Origin of the sequence: Streptomyces sp. NPDC090022, assembly GCF_044748145.1 — a bacterium.
In the GTDB taxonomy this organism is placed as follows: Bacteria; Actinomycetota; Actinomycetes; order Streptomycetales; family Streptomycetaceae; genus Streptomyces.
Genome location: NZ_JBIVFN010000013.1, coordinates 15388 through 36107, shown reverse-complemented (window position 1 = coordinate 36107; position 20720 = coordinate 15388). Strand labels below are relative to the sequence as shown.

The 20720-nt window shown below is 73.0% G+C and carries 20 protein-coding genes; 11 read left to right on the top strand and 9 right to left on the bottom strand.

Translation table 11 applies throughout. The features are described 5' to 3' along the window. Positions 1-267: 267 nt before the first annotated feature. The gene (locus ACIPXB_RS22445) at positions 268-1242 is read right to left on the bottom strand and encodes a tetratricopeptide repeat protein (protein WP_401452565.1); all 975 of its coding nucleotides are present in this window, start codon (positions 1240-1242) and stop codon (positions 268-270) included. Between the two features lie 228 nt (positions 1243-1470). On the opposite strand from ACIPXB_RS22445, the gene ACIPXB_RS22440 reads away from it, so the two are divergent. Beyond that, a complete protein-coding gene (locus tag ACIPXB_RS22440) occupies positions 1471-2118 on the top strand; it encodes a TetR/AcrR family transcriptional regulator (RefSeq protein WP_401452563.1) in 648 nt (215 codons plus the stop codon). A 94-nt stretch (positions 2119-2212) separates the two neighbouring features. Here ACIPXB_RS22440 and ACIPXB_RS22435 read toward each other — a convergent pair whose 3' ends face one another. From ACIPXB_RS22435 to ACIPXB_RS22420, 4 genes are all read right to left on the bottom strand, one after another. Next, positions 2213-3913: a methylmalonyl-CoA mutase gene (locus ACIPXB_RS22435; protein WP_401452561.1), complete on the bottom strand. Its 1701-nt coding sequence runs from the start codon at positions 3911-3913 to the stop codon at positions 2213-2215. Between the two features lie 87 nt (positions 3914-4000). Beyond that, positions 4001-4330 carry a DUF3817 domain-containing protein gene (locus tag ACIPXB_RS22430; RefSeq protein ID WP_401452559.1) on the bottom strand — a complete coding sequence of 110 codons (330 nt, stop codon included), beginning with the start codon at positions 4328-4330 and terminating at the stop codon, positions 4001-4003. A 43-nt stretch (positions 4331-4373) separates the two neighbouring features. Next, positions 4374-4883, bottom strand: a complete 510-nt coding sequence (locus ACIPXB_RS22425; RefSeq protein WP_401452557.1) for a MarR family winged helix-turn-helix transcriptional regulator — start codon at positions 4881-4883, stop codon at positions 4374-4376. A gap of 21 nt (positions 4884-4904) precedes the next feature. Continuing rightward, positions 4905-6170 (bottom strand): MFS transporter, encoded by a 1266-nt coding sequence (locus tag ACIPXB_RS22420; RefSeq protein ID WP_401452555.1) that lies wholly within the window; start codon positions 6168-6170, stop codon positions 4905-4907. A 171-nt stretch (positions 6171-6341) separates the two neighbouring features. Here ACIPXB_RS22420 and ACIPXB_RS22415 point away from each other — a divergent pair, with 171 nt between their 5' ends. Then, on the top strand, positions 6342-7358 hold the full coding sequence (locus tag ACIPXB_RS22415) for a DUF5937 family protein (protein WP_401452553.1): 1017 nt from the start codon (positions 6342-6344) through the stop codon (positions 7356-7358). Positions 7359-7388: 30 nt separating this feature from the next. Further along, positions 7389-8471 (top strand): glycoside hydrolase family 6 protein, encoded by a 1083-nt coding sequence (locus ACIPXB_RS22410; RefSeq protein ID WP_401452551.1) that lies wholly within the window; start codon positions 7389-7391, stop codon positions 8469-8471. A 65-nt stretch (positions 8472-8536) separates the two neighbouring features. On the opposite strand, the gene ACIPXB_RS22405 is transcribed toward ACIPXB_RS22410, so the two are convergent. Both ACIPXB_RS22405 and ACIPXB_RS22400 read right to left on the bottom strand, forming a co-directional pair. Then, positions 8537-8833 (bottom strand): MTH1187 family thiamine-binding protein, encoded by a 297-nt coding sequence (locus tag ACIPXB_RS22405; RefSeq protein WP_401452550.1) that lies wholly within the window; start codon positions 8831-8833, stop codon positions 8537-8539. Continuing rightward, entirely contained in the window at positions 8830-9189 is a 360-nt protein-coding gene (locus tag ACIPXB_RS22400; protein WP_401452548.1) for a DUF3817 domain-containing protein, read from the bottom strand. The genes ACIPXB_RS22405 and ACIPXB_RS22400 overlap by 4 nt, the downstream gene beginning before the upstream one ends. 192 nt (positions 9190-9381) lie before the next feature. Between ACIPXB_RS22400 and ACIPXB_RS22395 the strand changes: the two genes are divergently transcribed. The 5 genes from ACIPXB_RS22395 to ACIPXB_RS22375 all read left to right on the top strand — a co-directional run bounded on the left by ACIPXB_RS22395 (position 9382) and on the right by ACIPXB_RS22375 (position 12171). Next, positions 9382-10020: an AIM24 family protein gene (locus ACIPXB_RS22395; RefSeq protein WP_401452546.1), complete on the top strand. Its 639-nt coding sequence runs from the start codon at positions 9382-9384 to the stop codon at positions 10018-10020. Further along, positions 10020-10670 carry an AIM24 family protein gene (locus ACIPXB_RS22390; RefSeq protein ID WP_401452544.1) on the top strand — a complete coding sequence of 217 codons (651 nt, stop codon included), beginning with the start codon at positions 10020-10022 and terminating at the stop codon, positions 10668-10670. The genes ACIPXB_RS22395 and ACIPXB_RS22390 overlap by 1 nt, the downstream gene beginning before the upstream one ends. 14 nt (positions 10671-10684) lie before the next feature. Next, the gene (locus ACIPXB_RS22385; RefSeq protein WP_401452801.1) at positions 10685-11482 is read left to right on the top strand and encodes an AIM24 family protein; all 798 of its coding nucleotides are present in this window, start codon (positions 10685-10687) and stop codon (positions 11480-11482) included. 48 nt (positions 11483-11530) lie between these two features. Continuing rightward, positions 11531-12007, top strand: coding sequence for a MarR family winged helix-turn-helix transcriptional regulator (locus ACIPXB_RS22380; protein ID WP_401452799.1), 477 nt, complete (start codon positions 11531-11533; stop codon positions 12005-12007). Between the two features lie 89 nt (positions 12008-12096). Beyond that, positions 12097-12171 (top strand): 50S ribosomal protein bL37, encoded by a 75-nt coding sequence (locus ACIPXB_RS22375; RefSeq protein WP_374211945.1) that lies wholly within the window; start codon positions 12097-12099, stop codon positions 12169-12171. An 86-nt stretch (positions 12172-12257) separates the two neighbouring features. On the opposite strand, the gene meaB is transcribed toward ACIPXB_RS22375, so the two are convergent. Then, on the bottom strand, positions 12258-13214 hold the full coding sequence (meaB, locus tag ACIPXB_RS22370) for a methylmalonyl Co-A mutase-associated GTPase MeaB (RefSeq protein ID WP_401452797.1): 957 nt from the start codon (positions 13212-13214) through the stop codon (positions 12258-12260). Between the two features lie 19 nt (positions 13215-13233). Continuing rightward, a complete protein-coding gene (locus tag ACIPXB_RS22365) occupies positions 13234-14442 on the bottom strand; it encodes an acetyl-CoA C-acetyltransferase (protein ID WP_401452542.1) in 1209 nt (402 codons plus the stop codon). Between the two features lie 135 nt (positions 14443-14577). Here ACIPXB_RS22365 and mce point away from each other — a divergent pair, with 135 nt between their 5' ends. The 3 genes from mce (at position 14578) to ACIPXB_RS22350 (ending at position 20691) form a co-directional block, all read left to right on the top strand. Next, complete coding sequence (gene mce / locus ACIPXB_RS22360; RefSeq protein WP_401452540.1) at positions 14578-15024, top strand: methylmalonyl-CoA epimerase; 447 nt, start codon at positions 14578-14580, stop codon at positions 15022-15024. A 183-nt stretch (positions 15025-15207) separates the two neighbouring features. Further along, complete coding sequence (scy, locus tag ACIPXB_RS22355) at positions 15208-19557, top strand: polarized growth protein Scy (RefSeq protein WP_401452538.1); 4350 nt, start codon at positions 15208-15210, stop codon at positions 19555-19557. Between the two features lie 195 nt (positions 19558-19752). Further along, complete coding sequence (locus tag ACIPXB_RS22350) at positions 19753-20691, top strand: cellulose-binding protein (protein ID WP_401452536.1); 939 nt, start codon at positions 19753-19755, stop codon at positions 20689-20691. Positions 20692-20720: the final 29 nt, after the last annotated feature.

The following is a 20720-nucleotide window of genomic DNA, read 5'->3' as shown; positions in this document are numbered from 1 at the left end:
GGGGTTCGTTACTGGCGGGTAACGGCTGGATAACCGGGGTGCGACCCCACGCGGTCCACCCGCGACGCTGGGTGCCACCGAGGGCCACGACAGATGCCCTGAATCGCGGAGGAACCGGGCAGATCCAGGGGTTCGATTTACTGCGAGTAACAGCGGCCGCGATTGCCAAGTTTTGGCAAAGTGCGGCCGCTGTTTGTCTCCGTGTCAACAAATCGCCGGGTGCCGGAGGCCCTCACGGGGGCCGGGCCGGCACCGGCAAGCCGCGGCCTAGAAGAGCACCCGCGCGAGTGCGGTACGGGCCGCCGTGACCCGGGGGTCGTCCGCCCCGATGACGTCGAACAGCTCCAGCAGCCGCACGCGCACGGCGTCCCGCTCCTCGCCGACGGTGACGCGGACGGTGTCCACCAGCCGCCCGAAGGCGTCCTCGACGTGACCGCCGACCAGGTCCAGGTCCGCGGCGGCGATCTGGGCGGCCGGGTCCTTGGGGTCGGCGGCGGCCGCGGCCCGCACCTCCTGCGGGTTCATGCCCTGCACGCGGCGCAGCAGTTCGGCCTGCGCGAGCCCCAGCTTGGCCTCCGGGTGACCCGGGTCCTCGGCGAGCACGTTCTTGTACGCCTGGACGGCGCCACCCAGGTCACCGGCGTCGAGCGCGGACATCGCCGCCTCCAGCAGCGCGTCGTACGGGCCGGCCTGCGGGGCCGCCGGCTCGCCCGGCGCACCCCCCTCGGCGGCGGGGTCGACGGTGATGCCGGTGAGCCCGAAGCGCTCCTCGGCGACCTGGATCAGCTGGGCGAGGGTCTCGCGGACCTGCGGTTCGGGCGCCGCGCCCTGGAACAGGGGCAGTGCCTGGCCGGCGACGACGGCGAAGACCGCCGGGATGCCCTGGATGCCGAACTGCTGCACGAGCATCTGGCTGGCGTCCACGTCGACCCGGGCCAGCACGAAGCGGCCGGCCGCCTCGGCGGCGAGCCGCTCCAGGAGCGCGCCGAGCTGCTGGGAGGCCTCGGAACGCTCCGAACGGAAGTCGATCACCACCGCGACCTCGGTGGAGCGCTGGAGCACGTCGCGCTCGAAGCCGGCCTCGTCTACGTCGAAGACGAGCGCCGACGGCGGTACGGCGCCGCCGCCACCGCGCCGGGCGGCCTCGGCGCGCGCCTGCTCGGCCTTGGCCTTGGCCTCGCCGGCCGCCTTCACCGCGGCGAGGTCGACGACGCCGCTCATGGACATGTTTCTGGGCTGCATGCGTACATCCTCCCCCGTGTGCGCGCGCCGACGAAAAAGATCGCCTGAAATGAACCGCCCGGAATGAACGGGGCGCCGGGTCCCCACCTGGCGCCGGTAGCTGGGCGTGGTTGTCGCTCTTACGCTACGAGCCGTAGCGTAACTCTCCCGGGCGTCCGGCGCCCCGTGATCTGAGACACAGCGTCAGGGGCCGGAACGGTTCCCCTACCGACCGGTATGGTCTCGGCCATGCGACACCCACGTTCCGGAACAACAGGTTCCGTTTCCGGGGGGCGGACCGGCCGGCCCCGCAGCGCCGAGGCGGACGCCGCGATCCTCGGGGCGACCCGGGACGCACTGTGCGAGCTGGGCTGGTCCAAGCTGACGATGGGGGACGTCTCGGCGCGGGCCGGGGTCGCGAAGACCACCCTGTACCGGCGCTGGGCGGGCAAGAACGAGCTGGTCGTGGACGCCGTCGCGGAACTCTTCGACACCCTCGAGCTCCCCGACCGCGGCTCGCTGGAAGCCGACATCGAGTACGTCGTCCTGCAGTTCGCCGCGCTGCTGCGGCGGCCGGAGGCCCGTACCGCCCTGATGGCGGTCGTCGCCGAGTCCACCCGCGACGACGCCCTGCGCGACCGGATCCGGTCGGCGATCGTGGACCGGCAGAAGCGCCTGGTCGTCATGGGCCGCGAACGCGCCCAGGCCCGCGGTGAACTCCCCTACGAGGAGGACACCGCGCTCGCCGGGCGCACCACGGACCTGATCTTCGACGTGATCGCCGGCACCGTGGTCCACCGCGCCCTGGTCAGCTCCGAACCGGTGGACGAGCTGTGGGTGGCCACCTTCACGGCCCTGCTGATGCACGGCCTCCAGGGCGCCGCGGGAACCGGCTGACCCGCGCGGAACCGGAAAAAGCCGGCCGCGGCGCCACAGTGAGTGGCGCCACGACCGGCGGGCAGGAACCGCTGCGGCCCGGCCGGAAGCCCGGTCAGAAGCCCGGCGGCTCGGTGTAGGTGCCCCACTCCTCGCGCAGCACGTTGCAGATCTCGCCCAGGGTCGCCTCGGCCCGTACGGCGTCCAGCATGGCCGGGATCATGTTCGAGCCGTCGCGCGCGGCGGCCAGCATGGCGTCGAGCGAGGCCTTCACCTTCGCGTCGTCCCGCCGCTCCTTGCGCGCGCCCAGCAGGCGGACCTGCTCCCACTCCACCTCGTGGCTGACCCGCAGGATCTCCAGGTCGCCGGTGACCGAGCCGTGGTGCACGTTGACCCCGACGACCCGCTTGTCGCCCTTCTCCAGCGCCCGCTGGTACTGGAAGGCCGACTCGGCGATCTCGCCGGTGAACCAGCCGTCCTCGATACCGCGCAGGATGCCCGAGGTGATCGGCCCGATCGGGTGCCTGCCGTCCGGGTGGGCGCGCAGGCCGCGCTCCTTGATCTGGTCGAAGATCTTCTCGGCGTCGGCCTCGATGCGGTCCGTGAGCTGCTCGACGTACCAGGAGCCGCCCAGCGGGTCGGCCACGTTGGCCACCCCGGTCTCCTCCATGAGCACCTGCTGGGTGCGCAGGGCGATCTCGGCGGCCTGCTCGCTGGGCAGGGCGAGGGTCTCGTCGAGGGCGTTGGTGTGCAGCGAGTTGGTCCCGCCGAGCACGGCGGCCAGCGCCTCCACGGCGGTGCGCACGACGTTGTTGTACGGCTGCTGCGCGGTCAGCGAGACACCGGCGGTCTGCGTGTGGAAGCGCAGCCACAGGGACTTCTCGTTCTGCGCCCCGTAGACCTCCTTCATCCAGCGCGCCCAGATCCGGCGGGCGGCGCGGAACTTGGCGATCTCCTCGAAGAAGTCGACGTGCGCGTCGAAGAAGAAGGACAGACCGGAGGCGAAGTGGTCCACGTCCAGGCCGCGGGAGAGCCCGAGCTCCACGTACCCGAAGCCGTCGGCGAGGGTGTAGGCGAGCTCCTGCGCGGCCGTGGCCCCGGCCTCGCGGATGTGGTAGCCGGAGACGGACAGCGGCTTGTAGGCCGGGATGCCCTTCGCGCAGTACTCCATGAGGTCGCCGATGAGGCGCAGGTGCGGCTCGGGCTCGAAGAGCCACTCCTTCTGCGCGATGTACTCCTTGAAGATGTCGGTCTGGAGCGTGCCGTTGAGCACGGCCGGGTCGACCCCCTGGCGCTCGGCGGCGACCAGGTACATGCAGAAGGCGGGCACGGCGGGCCCGGAGATGGTCATGGAGGTGGTGACGTCGCCGAGCGGGATGTCCTTGAACAGGACCTCCATGTCGGCGGCGGAGTCGATGGCGACACCGCAGTGCCCGACCTCGCCGAGCGAGCGCGGGTCGTCGGAGTCCCGGCCCATGAGGGTCGGCATGTCGAAGGCGACGGAGAGCCCGCCCCCGCCGGCGGCCAGGATCATCTTGTAGCGCTCGTTGGTCTGCTCGGCGTTGCCGAACCCGGCGAACTGCCGGATGGTCCAGGTCCGGCCGCGGTAGCCGGTGGCGTGCAGGCCGCGGGTGTACGGGTACTCCCCCGGCCAGCCGATCCGCTCGAAGCCCTCGTACGTGTCGCCGGGCCGGGGCCCGTAGACCGGATCGACGGCATCGCCGGAGAGCGTGGTGAAGTCGGCGTCGCGCTTGCGAGCCCTGTCATAGCGGGCCTGCCAGCGGCGGCGGCCCTCCTCGATGGCGTCAGCGTCCATGCTTCGAATTTACTAGGACGTCCTAGTAAATGTCGATGGCCCACCCCGGGGAGTCCTCCCCGGGGTGGGCCGTAGAGCCTGGACGGACTACGCGTCGGCGGTCGCCAGACGGTCCGTGATCAGCGGCTCGACCTCGGAGCGGACCGTGCGCTCGACGAAGAAGGCGGCCAGCGGAATGGTGCCCGACAGCATGACCCAGAGCATCTTCCCGAACGGCCACCTGGCCTTGGAGCTCAGGTCGAAGGCGAACACCAGGTAGATCATGAACAGGACGCCGTGGACCTGGGAGACCACGAACGTCAGGTCGGCACCCTTGTCGAAGCCGTACTTGAAGACCATGCACGTGCACAGCACGAGGAGCATGACGGCGGTGGCGAAGGCCATCACCCGGTACCGGGTCAGCACGCTGCGTTTCATGCCCTTGAGCGTAGCCGTCCGTTTTGCTCGATCTTGACGGGGGCTACTTCTCGTCGAAGTCCTCGGCGGCCACGCGCAGCGGCCGCAGCATCGCGAAGATCTCCGCGCACTCCTCCGCGTCGTACACGCCCAGCCCGAACTCCATCGCCATCAGCTCCCGGGTCGCCGCCTCCACCACCTCGCGGCCCTTGTCGGTGATCGAGGCGAGGGTGCCGCGCCCGTCGTTGGGATTGGGTCGCTTGGCCACCAGGCCGGACTTCACCAGGCGGTCCACCGTGTTCGTCACGGAGGTCGGGTGGACCATCAGGCGCTCGCCGATCTTCGACATGGGCAGCTCGCCGGCCTTGGAGAAGGTCAGCAGCACCAGCGCCTCATAGCGCGCGAAGGTCAGGCCGTACGGCTTGACGACGGCGTCCACCTCGGCGAGGAGGATCTGGTGCGCCCGCATGATCGAGGTGATGGCGGCCATCGACGGCACGGGACCCCAGCGCTGCTGCCAGAGTTCGTCGGCGCGGGCGATGGGGTCGAAGGGAAGGCTGAGCGGCTTGGGCACGCCTCAGACCTTACCGGCCGGTCATTTGGTGGTCAGGCCCGTCTCATCCTTCGATCGCACCGGCGCGGGCGCGGCCCCGGGAGCGGTGGCGCGCAGCTCACCGAGGAGCCACAGGACGCAGACCGTACCGAGGGCGCCCGCCCCGGCCACGACCACGTGCAGCGGCAGGAACTCGGCGGCCAGGCCGGCCAGTGCCATCCCGGCCCCCTGAAGGGTCATCAGCCCGGTGCTCAGCAGGGTCATGGCCCGGCCGCGCGCCTCCTCGGGGACCGTCTCGACGTACCACTGGTCGAGGCCGAGGGTGTACGCGTGGGCCAGCCCCGCCAGCACCAGGACGGCGAGCAGGACCGGTACGCCCGGCCGCGCGAGGTAGCCGAGCAGCGGCAGCAGGCCCACGGCCGCCAGCGGCACGACGATGCGGGAGCGGGTCCGGGCGCTGAGCCGGGAGCCGGCCCACAGCTCGCCCGCGATCGTCCCGACGGGCAGCGCGCACATGGCCAGCCCGAGCGCGACGGTGCCCGCGCCCAGCCCGTCGACGTACGGGGCCATGAGGGCCTCGGGCACCACGACGAAGAACGAGGGCACCCAGAACATCAGGGTCAGCGCCCGGGTACGGCGCTCGCCCAGGACGGCGCGCACCCCGGCGAGCGGAGAGGTACGGGCGGCCCGGCCGGCGCGGGCGGGGCGGGCCCGGGTACCGAACCGCAGCAGCAGGGCGGAGCCGACGAGGCCGGCGGCGGTCAGGGCGATGGCGGCGCGCGGGGCGACGACGGCGAGCAGCAGGCCGCCCAGGCCGAAGCCGACGAGCTGCGCGCTCTGGGCGACCATGCGCAGCAGCGAGCGGCCGAGGACGAAGGCGTCGCCGGGCCCGAGGATGTCGGCGAGCGAGGCGTTGCGGGTGCCCTGGAAGAGGGGTGCGACGACGGCCATCGCGCACCGCAGCGCGAGCAGTACGGCGACGGGCGTCCCGGGCACCACCATCGCGGCGGCGCAGCCGGCGCACACGAGGTCGCAGATCACGAGCACCCGGCGGGCCGGGTACCGGTCGGCCACGGGGGCGAGCAGGGTGCCGCCGATCACGTAGGGCAGGAACCCGAGCGCGAAGGTCAGCGCACTCATGAGGGGCGAGCCGGTGAGCCGGTAGACGAGGACGGTGAGCGAGATCTCGGCGACGACGACGCCGAGCACGCTGAGCAGATGGGCGGCGAAGACGGCCCGGAACTCGCGGACGCGGAAGACGGACCGGTACCCGGGGGAAGGGGAAGGGGAGGGGGACGGGGAAGGCATGTCCCGAGCGTGGGGCGTGGCGTGCGCGGGACCGAGAGATTCGGCGGTGGCCGAATGTCGGGGCGCAGGGCCCCTTGTCCCCGGCCCGGCGCGCGGGGACAGTGAGAGCGACGGGACGACCCCGGTACCCCTCGGACCCGACGCCGGGGGGACGACTCCCCTTCGAGGACCATGCCGCTCCACCACCGCTTCACCCCCGCCGACCTGCTGCGGTGCCGGTTCGCCATCTCGCCGCTCTGGGAGACCCAGGAGGCCGTCCGCACCCTGCTGCGGCCCCATCGGCAGGCCTACCACCTGCCGTGGCTGCGCCGGATCCGGGCGGCCGCCGACCAGCTCGACCTCTCGCCCCTGTGGCTGCTGATGCCCCGGAGCGGCCACAGCCCCGATCTGCTCAGCCCTCCCCCGCTCGGCCCCACCACCGCCTTCGAGGACGAGCTGGACCGGGTCCGCGCCACCGACCCCGCCCTGGCCCGCGAAGACCTCCGCAAGGCCCTCGCCTCGACGCCCGGCGCGCTGGACACCCCCACCGGCCGCCGCTTCCTCGCCGATCCCGCCCGGGCCGTGGAGACCATCGCCGACCTGATGGCCCGGGCCTGGTACGGCCTCATCGAGCCCCATTGGCCTCGCCTGCGGGCCCTGCTGGAGGCGGACATCCTCTTCCACTCGCGCCGGCTGGCGGACGGCGGCCTGGAGGAGCTGTTCGACGGCCTGCACCCCGACGTGCGCTGGCACGGCCCGACGAACACCCTCACCCTCGACCGCCGCTCCCACCACGACCGCGAACTCGGCGGTCAGGGCCTGCTCCTGATGCCCAGCGCCTTCATCTGGCCCAACGTCGCCGGCGGCTTCGACCCGCCCTGGCAGCCGACCGTCGTCTACCCCGCGCGCGGGATCGGCGCACTGTGGTCGCGGACGGCCGAGCGGACCCCCGACGCGCTGGCGCGGCTGCTGGGCCGCGCACGGGCCGACGTCCTGTGCGCGCTGCACGAGCCGGCGTCCACCACCGCCCTCGCCCACCGGCTGCGGCTCGCGCCCTCCACGGTGTCCGCGCACCTGAAGGCCCTGCACGGGGCCGGTCTGCTCCAGCCGCACCGCCGGGGTCACCAGGTGCTGTACGAGCGCACGCCGCTCGGCATCGCCCTGGCGGCCGGAGCCACCCCGGGAGCTGGTGCCCCCGTGGTGTCGTGAGGCTCCGTCACCTGTCCCCTATGTCAGGATATGGGGGTGCCGGACCCCGCTCGTGGGCGCCTCGCGCCCCTCGCCCCGCTCCTGGCCCTGCTGCTGGCGGCCCTGACCGCCGCCTGTTCGCCGTCCCCCGGACGCCCCGCCCCTCCCGCCCCCGGTCCGCCTGCCGGACCGGCCGCGGCCGCGCCGTCGGCCGACGCGGGCACCGACACGGACGCGAACACGGACACCGACACCGACGCCTCCCCCTTCTGGGTCGACCCCCGCAGCGCCGCCGCCCGTCAGGTGGCCGCGTGGGACGCCCGGGGGCGCAGCGGTGACGCCCAGGTGCTGCGCCGGATCTCCGAGCAGCCGATGGCCCTGTGGGCCGCGCCCCGCGACCCGGGCCGGGAGATCAGGCGGGCGGCGGGTGAGGCCCGGGCGGCCGGGCGGACGCTGGTGCTGACGGCGCACCACCTGCCGTACCGCGCCTGCGGCCCGCGGGCGGCCGGTGGCGCCGCGCACGCACAGGCGTACCGGACGTGGCTCGACGCCTTCGCCGCCGCCATCGGTGACACGAAGGCGGTCGTCGTCCTGGAGCCGGACGCGGTGGTGCACCTGGTGGACGGCTGCACCGAGGAAGCGCGCCACGAGGAGCGCTACCGGCTGCTGTCGCAGGCCGTCGACCGGCTCAAGAAACAGCGCCACACCCGGGTGTACCTGGACGCGGGCGGACCGGCCTCGGTGCCCGACGCCGGCCGGCTCGCGCGGCCGTTGCTGAAGGCGGGCCTGGCGCGGGCGGACGGCTTCGCGGTGAACGTCGCGGGGTTCGGGTCCGTCACGGCCGCCCGGGCGTACGGCGCGCGGATCTCCGAGCGGACGGGCGGCGAGCACTTCGTGATCGACACCGGCCGGGCCGGTGACGGGCCGCCGCCCGGCGAGGGCCCCACGGCGTGGTGCAACCCGCCCGGGCGCTCGCTGGGCCCGGCGCCGACCGACCGGACGGGCGACCCGCTGGTCGACGCGTACCTGTGGGTCAAGCGGCCCGGGGAGTCGGACGGCGCCTGCCGGGGCGGCCCGCCGGAGGGTGCGTGGTGGCCGGACTACGCGCTGGGCCTGGCCCGGCGCGCCCGCTGACGGCGGCGCCGGCCGTACCCGCCCGGGACGGGTTCAGCCGGCGGCCACGCCCGCGCGGGAGGTGGTCAGCCGCCGGCCAGGTGCCGTTCGACCGTCTCGACCTTGGAGTCGAGGCCGCCCGTCACGCCGGGGCGGATGTCGGCCTTCATGACGACGGAGACCCGGGGCGCCCGCTCCTCGACGGCGGCGACGGCGCGCTTGACCACGTCCATGACCTCGTCCCAGTCACCCTCGATGGAAGTGAACATGGCGTCGGTGCGGTGGGGCAGGCCGGACTCGCGGACGACGCGGACGGCGTCGGCGACGTACTCGCCGACCTCCTCGCCGACGCCCAGCGGGGTCACGGAGAAGGCGATGATCACGCGGTGGCGCCTTCCCTGCCGGCGGCGTCGCGGGCGCGGGCCGCGATCACGCTGTCGGCCTCGTCGCGCTTGAGCAGCTTGTCGCCGTAGAGCCCGCCGAAGGGGATGAGGGCGAGGACGAAGAAGAGGGCGACCTTCTTCACCGGCCACTTGGCGCGGTTCCACACGTCCAGCAGGAAGAGCGCGTAGAGGACGAACAGGATGCCGTGGATGATGCCGAGCGGCATCATCAGGAAGTCGATGTCGGAGACCCGGCTCAGCAGCGAGCCGAAGATCAGCAGGGCCGGGAACGACAGTGCCTCGGGTACGGAGATGAGGCGCAGCCGGTGCAGGGCGGAAGCGGTCTTGATGTCCACGGGGAACCTTCGGGAGGGCGGCCTGGGTCGGTTCCAGTGTCTCAGCCCTTTTGCTGGATCTTGACCGGGGGCCCGGCCCGGCCCGGGCGCCCGGACCCGCTCCCGCCCACCGGCTCCGACGCGTGGTGATCGCGCCGGATATCGGGCCATGGGGCCCTGTTCGGGTCCGCCCGCTGCCGATAACGTCTTCCCGTGGCTCAGTTCCGACTCCAAGGCAGCAAAGTGCTCGCCGTAGACCTTTCCGGCGATACCGTCAAGGCCAAGAACGGCTCGATGGTCGCCTACGACGGCCAGATGGCCTTCAAGAAGATGACCGGTGGTGGTGAAGGCCTGCGCGGCATGGTCACCCGCCGCCTGACCGGTGAACAGATGACCGTGATGGAGGTACAGGGACACGGCACCTGCTACTTCGCCGACCGCGCCAGTGAGATCAATCTGGTCGGTCTCCGAGGCGAGAAGCTGTGGGTCGAGTCCAGCAACCTGCTGTGCACGGACGGGGGGCTGCGCACCGGCACGACCTTCACCGGTCTGCGCGGCGCGACCTCGGGCAACGGCCTGTTCACCACGACCGTCGAGGGCAGCGGCCAGGCGGCGATCGTATCGGACGGGCCGGCGGTGGTGATGCGCGTCAGCGCCCAGTACCCGCTCTCGGTCGACCCGGGGGCGTACATCGCGCACACGGGCAACCTCCAGCAGCACTTCCAGTCCGGAGTGAACTTCCGCACGTTGATCGGGGAGGGTTCGGGCGAGGCCTTCCAGATCCGCTTCGAGGGCGAGGGACTCGTCTACGTGCAGCCCAGCGAGCGCAACACCATCGGGGGCGACGTCTGATGCCGTTCCGCGAGATCAATTCGAAGATGATCGAGGCCCAGGTCGTTCCGGGGCAGCGCATGTACAGCCAGCGCGGCGCGATGCTCGCCTACCGCGGTGACGTCTCCTTCACCCCGAACATCACCGGCGGCCAGGGCGGCGTCATGGGCATGATCGGGCGCCGGGTGGCGAACGAGCAGACCCCGCTGATGACGGTCGAGGGCAGCGGCACGGTGATGTTCGGCCACGGCGGCCACCACATCCAGGTGATCAACCTGACCGGCGAGACCCTCTACGTCGAGGCGGACCGGCTGCTGGCCTTCGACGGCACGCTCCAGCAGGGCACGATGTTCATGGGCTCGCAAGGCGGTGTCATGGGCATGGTGCGCGGCCAGGTGACCGGGCAGGGCCTGTTCACGACCACGCTCAAGGGCCACGGCGCGGCGGCGGTCATGGCGCACGGCGGGGTCATCGAGCTCCCGATCACTCCGAACCGCCCGGTCCACGTGGACCCGCAGGCGTACGTCGCCCACCATGGCGAGGTGCGCAACAAGCTCTCGGCGGCGCTGGGCTGGCGGGACATGGTGGGGCGCGGCTCGGGCGAGGCGTTCCAGCTGGAGCTGTCGGGTCAGGGCGCGGTGTACGTACAGGCCTCGGAGGAGAAGCTGTGAATTTCGGTCCCGTGATGACCGGCCCCGGCGGCCCGACGGTCTTCGACCCGTACACCCTTCCTTCCGACGACAACGTCAACGCCTACACCTTCTGCGTGGAGCTCAAGGGGAGCCAGTGGTTCCTGCAGAAGGGCAAGATGATCGCCTACTACGGGCAGATCGAGTTCAACGGCATCGGCCACGGCCGCTTCGAGCGGCTGCTGCGCACGAGCTTCCACTCGCCGCTGCACGCGAGCGACTGGGTGGTGGCGGAGGGGCAGGGCAAGATGCTGCTGGCCGACCGCGCCTTCGACGTGAACTCCTACGACCTGGACAACGGGAACCTGACGATCCGGTCAGGGAACCTCCTGGCCTACCAGCCGTCCCTGGCGCTCAAGCAGTCGATCGTCCCCGGCTTCCTGACCCTGATCGGAACCGGGAAGTTCGTGGCGGCGTCCAATGGTCCGGTGGTGTTCATGGAGCCGCCGCTGCGCGTGGACCCGCAGGCCCTGGTCGGCTGGGCGGACTGCCCGTCCCCGTGCCACCACTACGACCACGGCTACATGTCCGGCGTGATGGGCGGGCTGCGCCAGCTCACCGGGATCGGCGGCACGTCGGGCGAGGAGCACCAGTTCGAGTTCGTGGGGGCGGGCACGGTCCTGCTCCAGTCCACGGAGCTGCTGATGGCCGAGCAGCCGGTGGGGGCGGTCGGCGCGGAGCCGGGCATCCCCGGGCAGGGCCACGGGCACGGCCAGCAGGGTCCCCTGGGACAGCTGGGCGTCCCGCGGATGCCGGGCCAGCTGGGTGATCTCCAGCGCCGTTTCGGCCTGTAATGTTTGTACGAAATTCAACTTTTTAGGTAGAGTTCAATCATGGAGACCATGGAGACCGAGACGGCCACCCGCTGGCTGACCGACGCCGAGCAGTGCGCCTGGCGCACCCACCTGGACGTCAGCAGACTGCTGATGCACCAGCTGGAAAAGGATCTCCAGCCCTTCGGACTCACCAACAACGACTACGAGATCCTCGTGAACCTCTCGGAGTCGCCGGACCACCGGATGCGGATGAGCGATCTCGCGACCGCGACCCTGCAGTCCAAGAGCCGGCTGTCCCACCAGATCACCCGGATGGAGACCGCGGGCCTGGTGACCCGCGTGAACTGCGAGTCCGACCGCCGCGGGCTGTACGCCGTGCTGACGCCCGAGGGCATGGAGACGATGCGCAAGGTCGCACCGCACCACGTGGCGTCGGTGCGCCGCCACTTCATCGACCTGCTGCCGCCGGAGGCGCTGGCGGCCCTGCACGCCTCGCTGCGTCCGGTCGCGGAGCACCTGCGCGACCACCGCGGCAAGCCGTAGCGGCGCCGGACCTCCCGGCGGGCGGTGGCCCGGGGCCGACCCTAGACTGGCCGTGCCGAGAATGTCCCCCGACGAGGGAGATGCGCACGATGTCCAAGCGAGGGAACAAGCGCCGGGCCCGCAAGAAGAAGAGCGCGAACCACGGCAAGCGCCCCAACGCCTGACCACCCGGCCCCATCACGCACGACGAGAAGGCCGGGCGGGCCGCCCGAAAGCCGCCCGCCCGGCCTTCTTCCCGTTTCCGGACGCCCTACGGGGTGTCCGTCAGCGTGGCCAGCAGGGCGTCCGAGGCCGCGTACGGGTCCAGCTCGCCGGCCGCGACCCGCGCCGCGAGCGCGCCGAGGTGGACGTCGCCGTGCAGGTCCGCGATCCGCGCCCGCAGGGCGGTGACGGCGATCGTCTCGACCTCGCGGGCCGCCCGCGCCGTACGCCGCTCGGCCAGCACCCCGCGCTCGTCCATCCACGCCCGGTGCTTCTCCAGCGCCTCGACGACCTCGTCGACGCCCTGGGCCCGCGCGGCGACCGTCTTGACGATCGGCGGCCGCCAGTCCCCCGGTCCCCGGGACTCCCCCAGGCCGAGCATGTGGTTCAGCTCCCGGGCGGTCGCGTCGGCGCCGTCCCGGTCGGCCTTGTTGACCACGTACACGTCGCCGATCTCCAGGATGCCCGCCTTGGCGGCCTGGATCCCGTCCCCCATGCCGGGGGCCAGCAGCACCACGCAGGTGTCCGCCTGGGCGGCGATCTCCACCTCCGACTGGCCGACGCCGACGGTCTCCACCAGGATCACGTCGCACCCCGCCGCGTCCAGCACGCGGATGGCCTGCGGAGCCGCCCACGACAGGCCGCCCAGGTGGCCGCGGGTGGCCATCGAGCGGATGTAGACGCCGGGATCGGAGGCGTGGTCGGACATCCGGACGCGGTCGCCGAGCAGCGCCCCGCCCGAGAAGGGCGAGGAGGGGTCCACGGCCAGCACCCCGACCCGCTTGCCGGCCCGCCGGTACGCCGACACCAGCGCCGATGTCGACGTCGACTTGCCGACGCCGGGCGAGCCGGTCAGGCCCACGACGTAGGCTCCGCCGGTCAGCGGGGCCAGCGCCGCCATCACCTCGCGCAGCTGCGGGGACGCCCCCTCGACCAGTGAGATCAGCCGGGCCACGGCACGCGGCCTGCCCTCACGGGCCTGGGCCACCAGCGAGGGGACGTCCACCGTCGTCACGAGCAGCCCCTTACGCCTGCGCGGACGGGACGCGCACGATCAGGGCGTCGCCCTGGCCGCCGCCGCCGCACAGCGCGGCAGCGCCGACCCCGCCGCCCCGGCGCTTGAGCTCCAGCGCCAGGTGCAGCACCAGACGGGCGCCGGACATGCCGATCGGGTGGCCCAGGGCGATCGCGCCACCGTTGACGTTCACCTTTTCCGGGGTCACGCCCAGGTCCTTCATTGACTGGACGGCCACCGCGGCGAAGGCCTCGTTGATCTCGATGAGGTCCAGGTCGGAGACGGTCAGGCCCTCCTTGGTCAGGGCGTGGGCGATGGCGTTGGACGGCTGCGACTGCAGCGAGTTGTCCGGGCCGGCCACGTTGCCGTGCGCGCCGATCTCGGCGAGCCACTCCAGACCCAGCTCCTCGGCCTTGGCCCGGCTCATGACGACCACCGCGGCGGCGCCGTCGGAGATCTGCGAGGAGGTGCCGGCGGTGATGGTGCCGTCCTTGCTGAACGCGGGGCGCAGCTTGCCCAGCGACTCCACCGTGGTCTCGGGACGGATGCCCTCGTCGGCGGCGAAGACGACCGGCTCGCCCTTGCGCTGCGGGATCTCCACGGGGGTGATCTCGGCCTCGAAGACACCGTTCTTCTGCGCGGCGGCGGCCCGCTGGTGCGACAGGGCGGCGAACTCGTCCTGCGGCGCGCGCTCGATGCCCAGGCGTCCGTTGTGCTTCTCGGTCGACTCGCCCATCGCGATGTTCTCGAAGGCGTCGGTCAGGCCGTCGTACGCCATCGCGTCGAGCATCTCGATCGCGCCGTACTTGTGGCCCTCGCGGGACTTCGGCAGCAGGTGCGGGGCGTTGGTCATGGACTCCTGGCCGCCCGCGACCACGATGTCGAACTCGCCGGCGCGGATCAGCTGGTCGGCCAGCGCGATCGCGTCCAGACCGGACAGGCACACCTTGTTGATGGTCAGGGCGGGCACGCTCATCGGGATGCCGGCCTTGACCGCGGCCTGGCGCGCGGGGATCTGGCCGGCGCCGGCCTGGAGCACCTGCCCCATGATCACGTACTGCACCTGGTCGCCGGAGATCCCGGCCCGGTCCAGCGCGGACTTGATGGCGAAACCGCCGAGGTCGGCGCCCGAGAAGGACTTCAGCGAGCCCAGCAGCCGCCCCATGGGCGTGCGGGCACCAGCGACGATCACTGAAGTGGTGTTGTTCGTTCCGGACATGAGGCACAGCCCCTTGGATGAGGAGTGAACGAGGGTTTACGTCAATGTACTGAGCGGTACGGCGGCGGTCACCGGGCTGTCGGTGTGATCGCGCGCACGTTGCGTGACCACCCTCCTTGGCAGTGCACTGGACCCATGCTGACAAGAATCGACCACATCGGGATCGCCTGCTTCGACCTCGACAGGACTGTCGAGTTCTACCGTGCCACGTACGGCTTCGAGGTGTTCCACAGCGAGGTCAACGAGGAGCAGGGTGTCCGGGAGGCCATGCTCAAGATCAACGAGACCTCCGACGGCGGCGCCTCCTACCTCCAGCTGCTGGAGCCCACCCGCGAGGACTCCGCGGTCGGCAAGTGGCTGGCCAAGAACGGCGAGGGCGTCCACCACATCGCCTTCGGCACCGCCGACGTCGACGGCGACGCCGACGCCATCCGCGGCAAGGGCGTACGCGTCCTGTACGACGAGCCGCGCCGCGGTTCGATGGGTTCGCGGATCACGTTCCTGCACCCCAAGGACTGCCACGGCGTCCTCACCGAACTGGTCACCTCCGCCCCCGCGGACCACGAGCACCCCGAGCACTGACCCCACCTATATCCCCGGCCGGTAGAGTGGCGTCTGGCTCGGCCGGGGTTCGGTGCGGAACGGGGTCGGGGCCTGTGACCCACGCCCCGGCATCTGACACCATTCCCCGGGGGCGTCGTTCAGCGGGCGGACGGTGCTCATTTGGGAGTGAGCTTGCGACCAGGGGACGGATGGGACCGCGCTGTGCGGGGCTACGAAAGCCAGGAGACTCATCAGGCTGAGGCCGACCATCTCTCGCGCTTCGAGGCCGAGATGGAGCGGCTGAAGAAGGAGCGCGAGAAGGCCGTCCAGCACGCGGAAGACCTGGGATACCAGGTCGAGGTGCTGCGTGCCAAGCTCCACGAGGTGCGTCGCGCGCTCGCGTCCCGCCCTGCCTACGACAGCCAGGACCTCGGCTACCAGGCCGAGCAGCTGCTGCGCAACGCCCAGATCCAGGCCGACCAGATGCGTTCGGACGCCGAGCGCGAGCTGCGCGAGGCCCGGGCCCAGACCCAGCGCATCCTCCAGGAGCACGCCGAGCACCAGGCGCGCCTGCAGGCCGAGCTGCACGGCGAGGCCGTCAACCGCCGCCAGCGGCTGGACCAGGAGCTCAACGAGCGCCGCCAGACCGTCGAGGCGCACGTCAACGAGAACGTGGCGTGGGCCGAGCAGCTGCGGGCCCGTACGGAGGCCCAGGCCCGCCGGCTCATGGAGGAGTCCCGCGCCGAGGCCGAGCAGGCCCTGAACGCGGCGCGCGCCGAGGCCGCCCGGGTCGCCGAGGAGACCCGGCGCCGGATGGCCGCCGACGCGGAGGCCGCCCGCAGCGAGGCCGAGGCGACGCTGCTGCGCGCCCGCAAGGAGGCCGAGCGGCTGCTGACCGCCGCCTCCGCGCAGGCCCAGGAGGCCACCGACCACGCGGAGCGGCTGCGTTCGACCACGTCCGCCGAGGCCGAGCAGACCCGGCAGCAGACCCTGGACCTCGGCCGGGTGGCCGAGCAGCGGGTGCAGGAGGCCGACGGGGCGCTGCGCGAGGCCCGCGCGGAGGCCGAGCGGCTGCTGGCGGACGCCAAGGAGAGCGCCGCCCGGCAGCTCGCCTCGGCCGAGTCGGTCAACGAGCAGCGCACCCGCACGGCCAAGGAGCAGGTCGCGCGGCTGGTCGGCGAGGCCACCAAGGAGGCCGAGGCCCTCAAGGCGGAGGCCGAGCAGCAGCTGGCCGATGCCCGCGCCGAGGCCGAGCGGCTGAAGACCGAGGCCGGCGAGCTGGCCCGGACGGCGGCCGCCGAGGACACGGCCGCGCAGCTGGCGAAGGCCGCGCGGACCGCCGAGGAGGTGCTGAACAAGGCCTCCGAGGACGCCCGCGCCACCACCCGGGCCGCCTCCGAGGAGGCGGAGCGGATCCGCCGCGAGGCGGAGGCCGAGGCGGAACGGCTGCGGGCGCAGGCGGCGGACACCGCCGAGGAGCTCAAGGGCGCGGCGAAGGACGACACCGAGGAGTACCGGGCCCGCACCGTCGAACTCCAGGAGGAGGCGCGGCGGCTGCGCGGCGAGGCCGAGCAGCTGCGCGCGGAGGCGGTCGCCGAGGGCGAGCGGATCCGCGGCGAGGCACGCCGCGAGGCCGTCACGCAGATCGAGGAGGCGGCCAAGACCGCCGAGGAGCTGCTGAGCAAGGCCAAGGCGGACGCGGACGAACTGCGCGGCGGGGCGAGCGCCGAGAGCGAGCGGGTCCGCGCCGAGGCCATCGAGCGGGCCACGACCCTGCGCACCCAGGCCGAGGAGACGCTGGAGCGCACCCGCGCCGAGGCCGAGCGGCTGCGCACGGAGGCCGAGGAGCGGGCGCAGGCCCTGCAGGCCGGGGCCGAGGCGGCCGTGCGCGAGCGGCGCGAGGAGACCGAGCGGGCGCTGGCCGCGAAGCGGGCCGAGGCGGACACGGAGCTGACCCGGCTGCACCAGGAGGCCGAGACCCGGCTGACCACGGCCGAGCAGACGCTGCGCGACGCCCGCGGGGCGGCGGAGACCATCCGCCGCGAGGCGTCCGAGGAGGGCGACCGGCTGCGCGCCGAGTCGGCCGAGCGGATCCGTACCCTCCAGGCGCAGGCGGAGGCCGAGGCCGACCAGCTGCGCACCGACGCGGCCGAGGACGCCGGCCGCACCCGGGCGGAGGCCGAGCAGGTCGCCGTACGGCTGACCGGCGAGGCGGAGGCCGAGGCCGAGCGGCTGCGCGTGGAGGCGCAGGAGACCGCGGACCGGCTGCGCGCGGAGGCGAAGGCGGCGGCCGAGCGGGTCGCGGCCGAGGCCGCCGAGGCACTGGCCGCCGCCCAGGAGGAGGCCGCGCGGCGCCGCCGGGAGGCGGACGAGACGCTGGCGTCGGCCCGTACGGACGCCGACAGCGAGCGGGCGCAGGCCCGTGAGCAGTCCGAGGAGCTGCTGGCCTCGGCCCGCAAGCGCTCGGAGGAGGCGCAGGCCGAGGCGGCGCGGCTGACCGAGGAGGCCGAGCGGCGGGCCGGCGAGCTGGTCGCGGCGGCCGAGGCGACGGCACAGGCGGTGCGCGACTCCGTGTCCGGGCTGCGCGAGGAGGCCGAGGAGGAGATCTCCGGCCTGCGCAGCGCGGCCGAGCACGCGGCGGAGCGCACCCGCTCCGAGGCGCAGGGCGAGGCGGACCGGGTCCGCGCCGACGCGTACGCCGAGCGGGAGCGGGCCACCGAGGACGCCAACCGCATCCGCGGCGAGGCGCGCACCGAGACGGACGCGGCGAAGGCGCTGGCGGAGCGCACGGTCGCGGAGGCGCTCGCCGAGTCCGAGCAGCTGCGCACCGACACGGCCGAGTACGCGCAGCGGGTACGGACCGAGGCGACGGACGCGCTGGCGGCGGCCGAGCGGGACGCGGCCCGGACCCGGGCGGACGCCCGCGACGACGCCAACCGCATCCGCAGCGAGGCCGGCGAGGCCCTGGAGGCGGCGCGCGCCGAGGGCGCGACGATCGTCTCGGACGCGACGGCGCAGGCGCAGCGGCACACGGCGGAGACCGAGCGGGCCGCGGACGCGGTGCGGGCGCGGGCCGAGGCGGACGCGGACGCCACCCGCGCGGAGGCGGCGGGCACCCTGGACGAGGCGCGCGCCGAGGCCAACCGGATGCGCAGCGAGGCCGCCGAGCAGGCGGACGCGCTGACCACGAAGGCGATCGCCGAGGCGGAGCGGCTCACCGAGGAGACCCGGGCGGCGAACGCGGCCACGGTCGGCGAGGCGGCCGAGGAGGCCGAGCGGCTGCGCACCGAGGCGGCGCGGACCCTGGACGACGCCCGCGCGGAGGGCGGCCGGATCATCGGCGAGGCCACCGCGGAGGCGGAGCGGGTCACGGCCGCGGCGAACGAGACGCTGGCGAGCGCGGAGCGGGACGCCGAGCGGACGCTGGACGAGGCGCGCGCCGAGGCCAACCGGATGCGCAGCGAGGCCGCCGAGCAGGCGGACCGGCTGATCACGGAGACGGTGGCCGAGTCGGAGAAGCTCACCGAGCAGACCCGCAAGGACAACGAGCGCACGGTGGGCGAGGCGGCTGCGGACGCCGAGCGGCTGCGTGCGGAGGCGACCGAGGCGCTGTCCTCGGCGCAGGAGCACGCCACCCGGACCCGGTCGGCGGCCGAGCAGGTCAAGGCGGAGGCGCAGGCGGAGGCCGAGCGCATCCGTACGCAGGCGCGCGAGGAGTCCGAGCGGCTCCTGGACGAGGCCCGCGAGAGCGCCAACAAGCGCCGTACGGAGGCCGCCGAGCAGGTCGACCGGCTCATCACCGAGGCCGCCGCGGAGTCGGAGAAGCTGACCGCCGACGCGCAGAAGCAGGCGCTGGCCGCCACCACCAAGGCGGAGGAGCAGGCCGACGCGATGGTCGACGCGGCGCGCAAGGAGGCCGCGCGGATCGCGTCGGAGGCGACCGTCGAGGGCAACTCGCTGGTCGAGAAGGCGCGTACGGACGCGAACGAGCTGCTGGTGGGGGCGCGTACGGACGCGGCCGCCATAAGGGAGCGGGCCGAGGAGCTGCGCGGCCGGGTCGAGGCCGAGGTGGAGGAGCTGCACGAGCGGGCCCGCCGGGAGTCGGCGGAGCAGATGAAGTCGGCCGGCGAGCGCGTGGACAAGCTGGTGAAGGCGGCGAGCGAGCAGAGCGCGGAGGCCGAGGCGAAGGCCAAGGCGCTGGTGTCCGACGCCAGCAGCGAGGCGTCCAAGGTCCGGATCGCGGCGGTCCGCAAGGCCGAGCAGTTGCTCAAGGAGGCCGAGCAGAAGAAGGCGGACCTGTCCCGGCAGGCCGAGAGCGTGCTGGCGGAGGCGAAGGCGGAGGCGGAGCGGCTGGTCGAGGAGGGCCGTCGTGAGCTGGAGGTTCTGGTGCGCAGGCGCGAGGACATCCAGGCGGAGATCTCCCGTGTCCAGGACGTTCTCGAGGCGTTGGAATCTTTCGAGGCACCGTCGGGCGGCGGAAAGCCGACGGTCGGCGGTCAGGGCGCGGGGGGCGTCAAGGCCGGCGCGACGGCGGGTTCCACCCGATCGGGTGGCAAGGCATCAGACGGCTAGTCGGGACGGCGGATGTGTGCTCCTGATGAAGGTTCAGGCGAACGAGTGACAAGCATTCCGTAGCCTTGCCACTCAAAAGGGGTGTCATTGTCCAGGGCAAACCCGGATTGACTCGATGACACGCCGCTCCGGCGCCTAGGATTCCCCTTAACACCTCACGTAGCACCTCATCGGTCTCACTTCGACAGGAACCCCATGAGCGACACTTCCTCCCCCTTCGGCTTCGAGCTCGTGCGGCGTGGTTACGACCGCGGTCAGGTGGACGACCGCATTACCAAGCTCGTCGCCGACCGTGACAGCGCCCTGTCCCGCATCAACTCCCTGGAGAAGCGCATCGAGGAACTCCACCTCGAGACGCAGAACGCCCAGGCCCAGGTCAGCGACGCCGAGCCGTCGTACGCCGGTCTCGGCGCCCGGGTCGAGAAGATCCTGCGGCTCGCCGAAGAGGAGGCGAAGGACCTGCGCGAGGAGGCGCGCCGGGCGGCCGAGCAGCACCGCGAGCTCGCCGAGTCGGCGGCCCAGCAGGTGCGCAACGACGCCGAGACGTTCGCCGCCGACCGCAAGGCGAAGGCAGAGGACGAGGGCGTCCGGATCGTCGAGAAGGCCAAGGGCGACGCGCAGCAGCTGCGTACCGAGGCCACCAAGGACGCGGCCTCCAAGCGCGAGGAGGCCGACGCGCTGTTCGAGGAGACCCGCGCCAAGGCCGCCCAGGCCGCCGCGGACTTCGAGACCAACCTGGCCAAGCGCCGCGAGCAGTCCGAGCGCGACCTGGCCTCGCGTCAGGCCAAGGCCGAGAAGCGCCTCGCCGAGATCGAGCACCGGGCGGAGCAGCTGCGCCTGGAGGCCGAGAAGCTGCGTACGGACGCCGAGCGCCGGGCCCGCCAGACGGTGGAGACCGCGCAGCGCCAGGCCGAGGACATCGTGGCCGACGCCAACGCCAAGGCGGACCGTATCCGCAGCGAATCCGAGCGCGAGCTGGCGGCGCTCACCAACCGCCGCGACTCCATCAACGCGCAGCTGACCAACGTCCGCGAGATGCTGGCGACGCTGACCGGCGCGGCGGTGGCCGCGGCCACGCCCGTGATCGACGACGAGCCGGTCTCGCGCGGCGTCCCGGCGCAGCAGAGCCGCTGACCCGGCAGGCGCCCCGCGGCGCCCGCCCG